General features: G+C 62.1%; 12 protein-coding genes and 1 pseudogene. 7 read left to right on the top strand and 6 right to left on the bottom strand.

Annotated features, from left to right (window positions below):
* Position 1: 1 nt before the first annotated feature.
* The 5 genes from thiO (at position 2) to AS026_RS29530 (ending at position 4014) form a co-directional block, all read left to right on the top strand.
* Entirely contained in the window at positions 2-976 is a 975-nt protein-coding gene (gene thiO, locus AS026_RS29550) for a glycine oxidase ThiO (RefSeq protein ID WP_062374025.1), read from the top strand.
* Entirely contained in the window at positions 973-1170 is a 198-nt protein-coding gene (gene thiS, locus AS026_RS29545) for a sulfur carrier protein ThiS (protein ID WP_018855862.1), read from the top strand. The genes thiO and thiS overlap by 4 nt, the downstream gene beginning before the upstream one ends.
* Before the next feature lie 2 nt (positions 1171-1172).
* Positions 1173-1946 (top strand): thiazole synthase, encoded by a 774-nt coding sequence (locus AS026_RS29540; RefSeq protein ID WP_062374021.1) that lies wholly within the window; start codon positions 1173-1175, stop codon positions 1944-1946.
* Positions 1943-2572, top strand: a complete 630-nt coding sequence (locus AS026_RS29535; protein WP_062374018.1) for a thiamine phosphate synthase — start codon at positions 1943-1945, stop codon at positions 2570-2572. Before AS026_RS29540 ends, AS026_RS29535 begins: the two co-directional genes overlap by 4 nt.
* 116 nt (positions 2573-2688) lie before the next feature.
* Positions 2689-4014 (top strand): glucoamylase family protein, encoded by a 1326-nt coding sequence (locus AS026_RS29530; RefSeq protein ID WP_062374015.1) that lies wholly within the window; start codon positions 2689-2691, stop codon positions 4012-4014.
* Here AS026_RS29530 and AS026_RS29525 read toward each other — a convergent pair whose 3' ends face one another.
* The 6 genes and pseudogenes from AS026_RS29525 to AS026_RS29500 all read right to left on the bottom strand — a co-directional run bounded on the left by AS026_RS29525 (position 4015) and on the right by AS026_RS29500 (position 11848).
* Entirely contained in the window at positions 4015-5055 is a 1041-nt protein-coding gene (locus tag AS026_RS29525; protein ID WP_062374012.1) for an ABC transporter ATP-binding protein, read from the bottom strand.
* Positions 5052-6669, bottom strand: a pseudogene (locus AS026_RS29520) (ABC transporter permease). The gene AS026_RS29525 and the pseudogene AS026_RS29520 overlap by 4 nt, the downstream one beginning before the upstream one ends.
* 115 nt (positions 6670-6784) lie before the next feature.
* Positions 6785-7813: an iron ABC transporter substrate-binding protein gene (locus tag AS026_RS29515; RefSeq protein ID WP_025658097.1), complete on the bottom strand. Its 1029-nt coding sequence runs from the start codon at positions 7811-7813 to the stop codon at positions 6785-6787.
* 134 nt (positions 7814-7947) lie between these two features.
* Positions 7948-8937, bottom strand: coding sequence for an Ldh family oxidoreductase (locus tag AS026_RS29510; RefSeq protein ID WP_062374009.1), 990 nt, complete (start codon positions 8935-8937; stop codon positions 7948-7950).
* Between the two features lie 71 nt (positions 8938-9008).
* The gene (gene amaB / locus AS026_RS29505; RefSeq protein ID WP_062374007.1) at positions 9009-10547 is read right to left on the bottom strand and encodes an L-piperidine-6-carboxylate dehydrogenase; all 1539 of its coding nucleotides are present in this window, start codon (positions 10545-10547) and stop codon (positions 9009-9011) included.
* 17 nt (positions 10548-10564) lie between these two features.
* Positions 10565-11848, bottom strand: coding sequence for an NAD(P)/FAD-dependent oxidoreductase (locus tag AS026_RS29500; RefSeq protein ID WP_062374004.1), 1284 nt, complete (start codon positions 11846-11848; stop codon positions 10565-10567).
* 219 nt (positions 11849-12067) lie between these two features.
* Between AS026_RS29500 and AS026_RS29495 the strand changes: the two genes are divergently transcribed.
* Together AS026_RS29495 and AS026_RS29490 are read left to right on the top strand one after the other, a co-directional pair.
* Positions 12068-12958 (top strand): LysR family transcriptional regulator, encoded by an 891-nt coding sequence (locus tag AS026_RS29495; protein ID WP_062374001.1) that lies wholly within the window; start codon positions 12068-12070, stop codon positions 12956-12958.
* A 69-nt stretch (positions 12959-13027) separates the two neighbouring features.
* A complete protein-coding gene (locus AS026_RS29490; protein ID WP_007794587.1) occupies positions 13028-13264 on the top strand; it encodes an Lrp/AsnC ligand binding domain-containing protein in 237 nt (78 codons plus the stop codon).
* Positions 13265-13287: the final 23 nt, after the last annotated feature.

Below are 13287 nucleotides of genomic sequence, written 5' to 3'. Positions count from 1 at the left end.
GATGCATGTCCTCGTCAAAGGGGCCGGCGTTGCCGGCCTCACGGTCGCGCACGAACTCACTCTTCGCAGTGCTGACGTCACCGTTATGGATCCGAATCCAGATTTCGGCCAGGCAGCCTCATGGCTCGCGGGCGGCATGCTGGCACCGTGGTGTGAGCGTGAAGGCGCGGACGAAGCCGTCTCGCTGCGTGGCCGCGGTGCCATCGATCGGTGGGACATGATGCTGCCCGGCGAGGTACACCGAAACGGCACGCTGGTCGTTGCCCCCGCGCGCGACCAGGGTGAACTCGATCGCTTTGCCAGCCGCACCAGCGGCCATGAATGGCTGGGCGAGGAGCAGATCGGCCCATTGGAGCCGGCTCTCGCAGGCCGCTTCAGGCGTGCTCTGTTCTTCCCGCTGGAAGGACATCTCGATCCGAGACGAGTGCTGGGTCTGCTGCGAGAAAAGCTCGCCGCTCGGGGCGTAGCATTCATCGGCCAAGTGGCCGAGACCACCGGCTACGACGACATCGTCGATTGCACGGGCGCAGCACGCATTGGGCAAACGAGCGGGCTTCGCGGCGTGCGCGGCGAAATGCTCTATCTACACACGCCCGAGGTCGGCCTCGCCAGACCCGTTCGCCTGCTGCATCCGCGCTTCCCCGTTTATATCGTTCCGCGTGGAAGTGGCCTGTTCATGGTGGGCGCCACCATGATCGAGACCGAGTTCGCCGGTCCCATCTCGGCGCGTTCGATGATGGAACTGCTGAACGCCGCCTACGCTGTGCATCCCGCCTTTGCGGACGCTACCGTTATCGAAACCGGCGCGGGCATCCGGCCGGCATTCGCCGACAATTTTCCACGCGTGACCCGCGAGGCCGAGGCGGTCGTGCTCAACGGCCTCTATCGCCACGGCTTCCTGCTGGCGCCTACCATGGCGCAGGAAGCTGTGGACCTTGTCTTCTCCAGAACCGAACCAGGAGGAAATTGCCGATGAAACTGATCGTTAACGGCGAGTATCACGACCTCGCTGCGCCAACCTTGTCCGAACTGCTGACGCTGATGGAATACGAAGGCGACTGGTTGGCGACCGCCGTCAACGGCGAAATCGTCCACCGTGAGGACCGCGCCGACCACGCGCTCAACGACAACGACCGGATCGAAATCCTGTCGCCGATGCAGGGAGGCTGACCATGCTGACGCTCTTCGACACCGTAGTCTCCTCCCGCCTGCTTCTCGGCACCGCACGGTATCCTTCACCCGCGATCCTCGCGGCGGCCGTCAAGCGATCGGGAACCGAGATCGTCACCGTCTCGCTCCGCCGCGAGACCGCCGGCGGACGAAGCGGCGGTGCCTTCTTCGAGATGATACGGGCACTCGGCGTTCGGGTTCTGCCGAACACGGCTGGCTGCCATGGCGTCTCCGAGGCCGTGCTGACAGCCAAGATGGCGCGCGAGCTTTTCGGCACCAATTGGATCAAGCTGGAGGTGATCGGCAATCACGATACGCTTCAGCCTGATGTTTTCGGCTTGGTGGAAGCCGCCCGCATTCTTTCCGCCGACGGCTTTGAGGTCTTTCCCTACACGACCGACGACCTCGTGGTGGCCGAGAAGCTGCTCGAAGCGGGTTGCCGGGTATTGATGCCATGGTGCGCCCCGATCGGGAGTGCCGCGGGACCGCTCAACCTCTCGGCGTTGCGTTCGATGCGCGCACATTTCCCAGACATTCCGCTCATTATCGATGCCGGGATCGGGCGGCCATCACATGCGGCGACCGTCATGGAGCTCGGCTTCGATGCCGTCCTCTTGAACACCGCTGTTGCCGGCGCCGGCGACCCCGTGGCCATGGCGGGCGCGTTTGCCAGGGCGATCGAGTCCGGCCGCGAGGCTTTCGGTGCGGGCATGCTCGAACCGCGTGATGTCGCGGTTCCCTCGACACCCATCATCGGAAAGGCCGTATTTGCATGAAGCTCGATCCCTTCTATCTCATCGTCGATAGCACCGAATGGATCGCACGGCTGGTGCCGCTCGGCGTCAAGCTCGTGCAGCTCAGGATCAAGGATAAAGAGACGGCCGAGCTACGCACCGAAATCCGAACCGCGAAAGCAATTTGCGCTAAGCATGGCTGTCAGCTCATCGTCAACGACTACTGGCAGCTTGCCATCGAACAAGGATGCGATTTCGTCCACCTCGGTCAGGAAGATCTGGAAGCGGCCGATCTCGGCGCCATTCGTGCCGCCGGCCTGAAGCTCGGGCTGTCCACCCACGACGATGCGGAACTTGAGACGGCGCTGGCGGCAAAGCCGGACTATATCGCGCTCGGTCCGATCTATCCGACCATTCTCAAGCAGATGAAATGGTCGCCGCAAGGACCGGAACGCCTGCGCCTATGGAAGTCGCGCGTCGGTGACCTGCCGCTCGTCGCCATCGGCGGGTTGAACGTCGATCGGATCGAGGGCGTTTTTTCTCAGGGCGCCGACAGCGCTGCCGTCGTGACCGATATTACCCTGAACCCCGATCCGGAGACACGAACGCGGCAGTGGCTTGCTGCCACCGCACCTTGGCGCAGTGTGGAAATGCCATTGGGTCGGTAGCAGAGCAGAACGGTCGACGGGTCGTTCGGTCGCAGCGCCTTCAAAAATGATTGATTTGCGGATCGTGCTTCACCATGTTGAACCGGGGACTGGACAACAAGTTAGGCTTGGCACGTATGTTACAACGGACCGAGGAAACGGATGCCGCACTGATCGACAGGCTTCAGCAAGGCGCATTCAATTATTTTCCGAAACACTACAATCCCGAAAACGGGCTGGTCGCGGACACCTCCATCGCGGGCGTTCCCTGCAGCATCGCTGCGGTCGGCTTTTCCCTGTCGTCCTATCCCGTCGCAGTCGAGCGCGGCTGGATGCAGCGCTCCGACGCGATCGAATACACGCTGAAGACGCTCTGCTTCTTTGCCAACGGCCACCAAGGTCGTGAGCGGCACGCGATCGGCTATCGCGGCTTCTTCTATCACTTCCTGCACATGGACACCGGCCACCGCGCCTGGAACAGCGAGTTGTCGACGATCGACACCACGCTTCTCGTCGCAGGCATGTTGACCGCCGCGGCCTATTTCGACCGCAACACCGAAGACGAGACGGAGATCCGCAGGCTCGCGAGTTTGGTCTACGAGAGAATCGACTGGCACTGGGCGCTGAACAAGGGCCAGACCATCTGCATGGGCTGGAAGCCGGGCAGCGGCTTCCTGCGTTGGCGCTGGCAGGGCTACGACGAAGCGATCCTGCTTTATACGCTGGCCCTCGCTTCCCCGACACATCCGATCCCGGCGTCGAGCTACGATGCCTTTACCGCGAGCTATTCGTGGATGCTGTTCGGCGACCAACCTTACGTCTATGCCGGCCCGCTCTTCATTCACTTCTTTTCGCATGCCTGGATCGATTTCCGTGGAATCCAGGACAAGGCGATGGCCGACCGCAACTGGGATTATTTCCGCAACACGCAGATATCGATCGCCGTACAGCGGGACTACGCCGAGCGCAATCCCGGCCACTTCGTCGGCTACAACAAGGACATCTGGGGACTGTCCGCCTCGGATGGCCCGCCTCCGACCCGCAACATGCGCGGCGGTCGCCATCCGCGCGTGCTCGGCTATGCCGCGCGTGGCGCACCGCTCGGGCCGGATGATGGCACAATCGCACCGTGGGCAGCGCTTGCATCGCTCCCATATGACCGCCAGGCCTCGCTCGATGGCCTTCGCGCCCTGATGTCCACCTATCCGAACCTGCTCTACGAGGATCGCTTCCCCGGTGGATTCAACCCGACCGTCAAGACCAAGCGACCTGAAGGTTGGGTCGACGATCGCTGCGTCGGCATCGACCAGGGCCTACTGGTCATGACGATCGAGAATGACCGCTCCGACCTCATCTGGGGTCTGATGCGGCGCTCACCGGTCATCCGACGCGGTCTCGAGTTGGCGGGATTTAGCGGTGGCTGGTTGTCGGAAGGCGAGAGTTCCGAACGGAAGATCGCCTGATCAGCGACTTCCGAGAACATGCGCCTTGCCGGCGATGTCGAGGCGGACATGATCTCCGCGCTCGGGAAGCGCCACGCTTGACGTCTTGATCATGATCGGCGGAAGGGCAACGCCTTCAAGCGACACGGCGACGGTGCAGGTCGCCCCGCCGAATTCCACTTCGACGACCCGTCCACGATAGGTCTGCGCGCTTTCATCGGGAACGACCCTGATCTGTTCGGGCCGCAGCATGATCTCGACCTTGCCTTTATGGCCGCCGTCGACGGCGACACGGCCGAGCGCACAATCGGCAAAGCCGTCGCGAACGATGGCTGGAAGCATCACCGCGTCTCCGAGAAACAGAGCTGTCTCCCGATCGAGGGGCTGCAGGTAAACCGATTGCGGCGACCCGGCCTGGATCAACTTGCCTTCCCGCAGGACGGCAACCTGATCCGCAAAGGAGAGAGCCTCCGCCTGATCATGCGTAACGAGGATCGCGGTGATGCCTGCGGACTGAAGAACGCGGGCCACCGCCTTGCGCATATTCTCGCGCAGACCGGTATCGAGCGCCGAAAACGGTTCATCGAGCAACATCAGACGCGGCTTGCGGCCGAGCGCGCGGGCAAGTGCCACACGCTGCTGTTGGCCGCCGGAAAGCTGGTGCGGCCGGCGGGCGAGCATGTTGCGGTCAAGCTCGACCATATCGAGCAGGTCGATAATGCGTCGTTCGCGATCGGGCGCGCCGCGCTCGAAGCCAAAACCGATATTGTCGGCAACGCTCAGATGCGGAAACAGCGCCCCGTCCTGCGACACGATCCCGATGCCTCGCTTGTGCGCAGGCACCGCTACCGGACCATCGGCCAGAAGCTCGCCGTCAAGCGTCACACGGCCATCGTCGGGCTGCTCGAAGCCGGCGATGATGCGCAGCAGCGTCGTCTTGCCCGACCCTGACGGCCCGACAACGGCGGTGCGGCTTCCGGCGGCGACATCGAGTGAAATGTCCTGCAATGCCTGGACATGCCCATAGCGCTTGCTGATGCGATCGATCGTAAGCAGCGTCATTGTCCGGCAGTCCGTTTCGATTGGGCATAGAGAAGAAGGGTGAGGGGCAGCGATAGCACGACCATCATGAATGCGTAAGGCGCCGCCGCCACGTAGTCGATCTCGCTGGTCAGCGACCAGAACTTCGTCGCAAGAGTCTCCACCCCGTTTGGCGCCAGCATCAATGTCGCGGTGAGCTCGTTGGTAATGCCGAGACCGACGAGCGCAACGCTGGCGGCCGCGCCCGGCGCGGCCAGCCGCATGGTGATCTGTCGCACGGCCTGGGCAGGTGTCCGGCCAAGACCCATTGCAGCACGCTCGAGCTCCACGGGCGCTTGGGCGATGCTGGCGCGCAGGCCCACCATGGCGCGCGGCAGGAACAGCAGGATGTAGGCAGCAACGAGGGTCGCGAAGGTCTGGTACAGGGGCAGAACAAGCCGGACGGTAATCGTCACCAGCGCGAGCGCGACGACCACGCCCGGCAGCGAGCCGACATAGTAGTGGCAGGCCTCGAGCAGGCGCTGCAGACGCCCTGGCGCTCGGACCGAAAGCCAGGCCATCGGCGCGGCGGCAATCGTGGCAAGCACGCCGCCGGCGATGGCAAGAATAATGGTTTGCACAAACGCATTGCCAACCGTGTCGACGCGCCAGACCTCGAGGCCGCCGAGATAGAGCCACCGCACCAGCGTCACCAAGGGAACACCGAGCGTCAAAGCCGCCAGACCCACCTGCAGTATGATCGCAGGCACTATGAACCCGCCGAGCCGGCGGCGATCCGCGGGCCGCGCAGAACCGGATCCAACGCGGGCATACCGCTCATTGCCGCGCAACAGGATTTCAAGACCTAGCAGAAGCAGGCAGCAAGCGACAAGAACGCCACCCAGCATGTTGGCGGCCGGGCTGTTATAGGCGGATTGGAACTGGTCGACGATCGCTGTTGCGAAAGTGTCGAAACGGATCATCACGAAGAGGCCGTACTCCGACAGCAGGTGCAGCCCGATCAGCAGCGAACCGCCGCAGATGGCGAAGCGCAACTGCGGCAGGATGGTGCGGAAGAACAAGCGCCACGGTCCGAGGCCAAGGGAAGAGGCCGCGTCCTCGATGGCTGGATCCAGCCGGCGCAAGGCAGCGGCAACCGGCAGATAGAGAAACGGAAAGTACGCCAGTACGGAAACGAAGACACCGCTCTGCAGCCCACGCATGCCGGGAACGACGCTGATCCAGGCGTAGCTATGGACAAAGGCCGGCACCGCCAGCGGCGCAACCGCCAACCACGACCAAAGCCGGGCGAAGGGGATGTCCGTCCGTTCGACCAGCCAGGCCAGCGTTACGGCAAGGGCGATCGACAGCGGAATGGTAAAGGCTTCCAGCAGCACCGTATTGACAAGCAGTTCGCCAACGCGCGCACGAAACACCAATTCCTTGACGGTCTGCCAGCCGACATCAAAGGTTATCCAGCCGATGAAACCAAGCGGAACCAGGCTGAACAGCGCCACGACGGAAGCAAAGAGAATGACGGAAGCGTGGGGCAAACGCGCCCGCAGCCGATCTATTCCCGCCACCGGCCGCACCATCGGCCTTTCATGACCGGGAACAAGCAATCTGTTGTCCTGCAGCAAGGCCTGCCGCCTTTATACGCTGAAAAAGGAAGGCAACCGCCTATGAAAGGCGGTTGCCGATTTCGTCATGCCCTACGTTTTTCTTGAGCCAAAAGCAACAGTTTTAGCCCCCGGGCCCGTGACAGAAAGACTTAGATGATGCCGGCGGCCGTCATCAGTTCCGTCACCTTCTTGCTGTTCAAGTTGGCTGCATCGACCTTCGGTGCATCGAGATCAGCCAGCGGAACGAGCTTCTCATTCGATGCTGCATCCTTGCCGACCGCATATTCGTAGGACGTGCCGTTCTTGAGGATGTCCTGGCCCGGCTTGCCGGTGACGAATTTGAGGAAGGCCTGAGCCTCCTTGGCATGCTGGCTCGACTTCAGAACGCCGCCGCCGGAAATGCTGACGAAGGCGCCGGGATCCTGGTTCTTGAAGTAGTGCAGGGCAACGTTCTTGCTGTTCTCACCGGTCTTCGCCTGATCGCCGAACCAGTAGTAGTGATAGATCACCGCACCCTCGACTTCGCCGGCATTGACCGCCTTCATGGCGACGCTGTTGCCCTTATATGGCGTGGAGTTTTCCTTGAGCGCCTTGAGCCAGGCTGCGGTCGCTTCCTCGCCCTTGAGCTCGAGCAAGGCGCTGACGATCGCCTGGAAGTCGGCACCAGCAGGCGCAGCGCCCCAACGACCCTTCCAGGCAGGATCCGCGAGGTCGAGCAGCGACTTCGGCAACTTGTCTTCGGTCAGCTTCGTCTTGTCGTATGCAAAAACCGTCGAACGGGCGGCAATGCCGGTCCACATGCCGTCAGACGGACGATATTGCTCTGGGACCTGCTCGAGGGTTTCCTTGTCGACCGGTGTAAACAGGCCGGCGGCGTCGACCAGCGTCATGGCCGGAGAGTTCTCGGTCAGGAATACGTCGGCCGGCGACGCGTCCCCTTCCTGCACGATCTGGTTGGCGAGCTGCATGTCGCTGCCCTGGCGTACCGTTACCTTGATGCCGGTTGCCTTGGTGAACGCATCGATCCACTCGCGCCCGAGGCTCTCGTGTTGCGCATTGTAGACGACGATACCTTCGGATTCCTGCGCGACAGCGGCGCCGGTGGCCAGCGAAGTTGCGGCAACGAGCGAGGCGGCAAGCGCCAGCGCGCCGGAAAGGCGATTAAGGGAAGTTGTCATGAAGCCCTCCATGATGTTTCACCGGGGATCCCGGGATGATGAGCCGTATATTTTTGTTGATTTGGAATTTCAAGTTTTAGTGATGGCACAAATATCACAAATACTTGAAACCATTGATCAACTTTAGAATCGTTCTAGAGCTCGCAGATCGTCGCAATCACTTCGTCCTCGACATCGATGCCATGCTCCAGCGCCTGGCGTCGGGCAGTTTGGCCGCGACGCCCCGGAAGCCGCACTCCGGGGTCGGATGAAATCTCGTCCACCAGCCTGGCCAGCCGTTCCGCCACGCCCTTTCCACCGCTGGCGACAGGGTTGATCACGACAAGCATCTGCCCGAGGCCGGGCGCCGAACCCTTGTCGTCAAAAAGCGAGGAGGACTCGAACGAGAAATTGGCCCCGGTCAGTGCGCCGGCGAGGAATTCGACGATCATCGCCAGCGCTGCCCCCTTGGCTTCGCCGGATGGGGCCATCGTCCCCTCGAGTGCCGCAACCGCATCCGTCGTCGGCTGGCCATTGCGGTCAAAGGCCCAATCCGCAGGGATAGCGACGCCTTTCTGGCGCGCAGCCATCACCTTGCCGCGGGCGACGCGCGAAAGGGCCAGGTCAATAACGAGCGGGTCGGCCTCCGGGATCGGCGCGGCGAACGCGATCGGATTCGTTCCAAAGACGGGTTTGCGCCCGCCCCAGGCCGCCATGGACGCCGTGGCGTTGGCGACCATCAGAGCGACAAGCCCCATGTCCGCAAAGCGCTCGACGGTCAAGGCAAGCACGCCGGCGTGGTGCGAACGGTGTATTGCTGCCAAGGCAATACCTTGTTCCCTGACGATCTCCGGAAGCGCCGCAGCGGCAAGATCAAAGGCTGGATAGGCGTAGCCATGGCAGGCATCGATGCGCACGACGGCGGGAAACTGCCGTTCGAGCTGCGGCCTGGCAAATCCGTCGACCTTGCCTGCCTTCGCCTGTTTTGTATAGGCCTCGACCCGGCGCAGGCCATGACCGCCTTGTCCAGCAGCTTCGGCGGCAACGAGTGCCCTGGCGACCGAGCGCGCATTGGCCTCGTCCACACGATTGCGCGTCAAGGCATCGACAACGAGCGTTTCCGCCGCAGCTAGGGTGAAATGCATGGCAACCTGCAAAACGAAAAAGGGTGATGACGTGTTATGTCATCACCCGTTCGGCTGCAATGCAGCAACGATCATTCGACGTCGAACTTGACGCCCTGGGCAAGTGGCAGCGTCTTGCCGTAGTTGACCGTGTTCGTCGCCCTGCGCATGTAGGCTTTCCAGGCGTCCGAACCGGATTCGCGACCGCCGCCAGTTTCCTTTTCACCGCCGAAGGCACCACCGATTTCGGCCCCGGACGGACCGAGGTTGACGTTGGCAATACCGCAGTCCGAACCGCGAGCAGAAACGAAGGTCTCGGCCTCCCGCATATCGTTCGTGAAGATCGAAGAAGACAGTCCCTGCGGCACCGCGTTGTGCAGTTCCAGAGCCTCATCGAAATCCGTGTACTTCATCACGTAGAGGATCGGCGCAAATGTCTCATGCTCGACGGGGCCGGCCTGAACAGGCATCTCAACGAGCGCCGGCCGGACGTAGAAGGCGTCTCCCGCACCGTTCTCGACGCGCTCGCCACCGGTAACCTTGCCACCGGCAGCCTTCGCTTGCTCAAGAGCCGACTGCATGTTCGTAAAGGCCTGCCTGTCGATTAGAGGCCCGACAAGCGTCCCCGTTTCCAGTGGGTTGCCGATCGACACCGAGCCATAGGCCTTCTGCAGGCGTGGAACGAGCTTGTCATAGACGCTCTCGTGCACGAACAGGCGACGCAGCGTTGTGCAGCGTTGACCGGCCGTGCCCATGGCCGAAAAGGCAACGCCACGCAGCGTCAGGTCAAGATCGGCCGTCGGGCAGATGATCGCTGCATTGTTGCCGCCGAGCTCGAGGATGGATCGCGCAAAGCGCTGTGACAGGCGGGGACCAACAACGCGGCCCATGGCCGTCGAACCGGTCGCCGAGACGAGCGGCACCTTGGGATGGTCGACAAGCACTTCCCCGACATCGCGTCCACCAATGAGCAACGTCGACAGGTTCGAAGGTGCCGCGCCCCCTTCGGCAACGAACCGCTTCAATGCCTTCTCAAACAGCGCCTGAACGGCAAGCGCTGTCAGCGGCGTCTTCTCAGACGGCTTCCAGACTGTCGAATTACCGCAAACCAACGCCAGGGCAGCATTCCACGACCAGACGGCGACCGGGAAATTGAAGGCCGAGATGATGCCGACCACGCCCAAGGGGTGCCAGCTTTCCATCATCCGGTGTTCGGAGCGCTCGGTGGCAATGGTCAGACCGTAGAGCTGGCGGGACAGGCCGACGGCAAAGTCGCAGATGTCGATCATTTCCTGGACCTCGCCGAGCCCCTCGGATGTGATCTTGCCAACCTCGATCGAGACGAGGCGGCCGAGAGCGGATTTTGCCAAGCGGAGCTCTTCGCCGAGCAGGCGCACGAGTTCGCCGCGCTTCGGTGCCGGGACGGCCCGCCATTCGAGGAATGCCTTGTGTGCAACCTCGATGGCGTCCATTGCTTCTGAAGCAGAATGCTCCTTCAGCGCACCGATCTCCTTGCCGGTGACCGGAGAGGTAACGCGAAGCGTGCCGCCGGTATAGCGATCAGCGCCGACGCCCAGTTCCGTGAGCAGTTTTTTCGTCTCGGTGGCGAGATCAAGTGCAGAGATGGTCATGGGGTCAACCTCGGTTCTCAAAATCGGGCGTCTGCGAAATGGGCCACTTGGGCGCCGGCTTCGTACCACATTTCCTTCACCGCGCGGAAGCTAGGTTCGGACGGTGCTGTAAGGGGCAGTGGCAAGTCCGCTTCCGTCGTCTGCCCCAGGATGAGCTGGGCGAGCGTGCGGCCAAACACCGTGCCGGGCGCGATCCCGCGACCGTTGTAGCCGGAGAAGCCCACAACATTGGGCGCAAACCTGTGGAAGCGGGGCAGCGCATTGTCGGTCATCCCGATCTTGCCGTACCACTCGCATTCGAACTCGACATCGCCAAGCTGCGGAAAGAGCTTTTTCAAGGACCGTTTGGCCCAGGCCGTGTGGATTTGAAGCCCGGTGTTGCGCAGCGCACCGACGCTGCCGAAGACCAAGCGTCCCGCCTGGTCCATGCGATAGGAGGAGAGGATTTCCTTCGTATCCCAAACGCCTTCGCGCCCGGCAAGGATCGAGCGGCGCAAATTGTCGCTGAGCGGCCGGGTTGCAAGATTGAAATAGGGCAGATGGACCTGCTCGTTGCGTACCGCTTCCCAAGGGCCTGTGCTGTAGGCGTCCGTCGCCACGATGATCCAGTCGGCCGTAACCTCTCCCTTTGCAGTCCTCACGGTCCAGCGATTGCCCTTCCGCTCAGTTCCGATGACCGGGCTCGACGTGTGGATTGAAACGCCAGCCTTGACGGCCGCATGCGCAAGCCCGCGGGCGTAGGCGAGCGGCTGAAGTGTGCCTGCGCGCATGTCGAGCAACGACCCGGTATAGGCGCTGCTGCCGACACGCTTGGCCGTCTCCGCCGCGTCCAGCAGCGTCACCGGAGCGCCGCGTGCCGCCCATTGCCGCGCGCGATCCTCGATTTCCTTCAAGCCACTTTCGCCAACGGCGACGTGAAGCGTGCCATTTCGTTCAAGCTCGCAGGCGATGCCGTGCTTGTCGATCAACTCCATTACAAGTCGCGGCGCGTTGCCCAACAGGTCCAGCAACCGCTCGCCATAGACCGGGCCGAGAACACCGGGAAGGTCATCCGGCATGACCCACATGCCGGCGTTGATGAGGCCGACGTTGCGGCCCGCACCGCCGAAGCCGATCTCCTTGGCTTCCAGCAACACGACCTTCGAGCCCGCTTCCGCCAGATGGAGACTTGAGGAAAGGCCGGTATAGCCTCCGCCCACGACCACGACGTCGGCGTTCACAGCGCCTGCGAGCGCCGGTGTCACGGGCGGCTGAGGAGCGGTTTTTTCCCAGAGGCCGTGGGAGCGGGGATCGTTCAGCATCGATCAAAATCCATCCATTAGGCAGGCGGCATTCTAGCGCCGTGCGATTGCTTGTTAAACCGCTGATCAGGTTGCCGATCGCAGCCAGGAGTACGCACCAGGCAGTTCGATCGCATTTTTCAGTTCATTCCGATTCTGTCAGATGGATGACTTTACAAAGCCGGATAAGCCGTAAATATCGACATTTAGGAAATAGCTTATTCTAAAATGGAATGATGGATGCTGGCATCGCGACGCTTTCTTCCGTCGACATCCCTGCTTATCGCCTTCGAGGCTGTATCACGCACCGGCAGCGTGACGGCCGCCGCGCGCGAACTCGACCTTACTCAGAGCGCTGTCAGCCGCCAGATCAAGGCACTGGAAGGGCAGCTCGGCGTCGAACTCTTCGTGCGCGAGCGCCAAACCGTGCGGTTGACGCTGGCCGGCGACGGCTATGCCCGCGAGATACGCGAGGCGCTGCGGCGCATTTCGAGCGCATCACTCAATCTTCGTGCCAATCCGCATGGTGGTACGCTCAACCTGGCGATTCTTCCCACCTTCGGGACGCGCTGGCTGGCACCCCGGCTGGGAGGTTTCCTTGCCGCCAATCCGGGAGTGACGATCAATCTTGTCACCCGGCTGTCACCCTTCGACTTCCGGCTCGATTCGATCGACGCGGCCATTCACTTCGGCCACGCTCATTGGCCGGGCGCGGAGCTGACATTTCTAATGTCGGAGAAGACCATTCCGGCCTGCAGCCCCGAATTCCGCAGCCGACATGCGATCAACGCGGCACAGGATCTACTCGAAGCCCCGCTGCTGCACCTGACGACGCGCCCGGATGCATGGGAGCGCTGGTTTGCGGACAACGGCGTGAGCTTTCAAACCGTGCACGGCATGCTCTTCGATCAGTTCGCGACGGCAGCCCAAGCAGCGATGGCCGGTCTCGGCGTTGCGCTGCTGCCGACGTTCCTGATTCAAGATGAATTGAAACGCGGCGACCTTGTTGCAGCCGTTGATCGCGAAACGGAAAGCAGCGAGCACTACTATCTTGCCTATCCGCCAGAACGGGCCGACTACGCGCCGCTGGATGCATTTCGCGACTGGATCGTTCGAGAAGCCGCGATCTGAAGCCTTGCGCCGACATGGCGCTTTCGATCATTATGCGCCGAACCAGAATATGTGATGCAGGAAACTCCGATGAAGCCAATTTTCGTTCAGCTCCAGTGCGCGCCAGGCAAGACCTACGAAGTCGCCGATGCCATCTACCAGACCGAGCGCGCTTCGGAGCTCTATTCGACGAGCGGCGACTATGATCTCCTGCTCAAGGTCTACATCGAAGAGGGGCAGGACATTGGCAAGTTCATCAACGATAACATCGCCAACATCCCCGGCATCGTGCGTTCCCTGACGACACTGACCTTCAAGGCCTTCTGAACTGCCGTTCCATTCCGCTCAAC

Origin of the sequence: Rhizobium altiplani (assembly GCF_001542405.1) — a bacterium.
In the GTDB taxonomy this organism is placed as follows: domain Bacteria; phylum Pseudomonadota; class Alphaproteobacteria; order Rhizobiales; family Rhizobiaceae; genus Rhizobium; species Rhizobium altiplani.
Note: the sequence above shows the minus strand (reverse complement) of the source record. Positions and strands in the feature narration are given on the sequence as shown.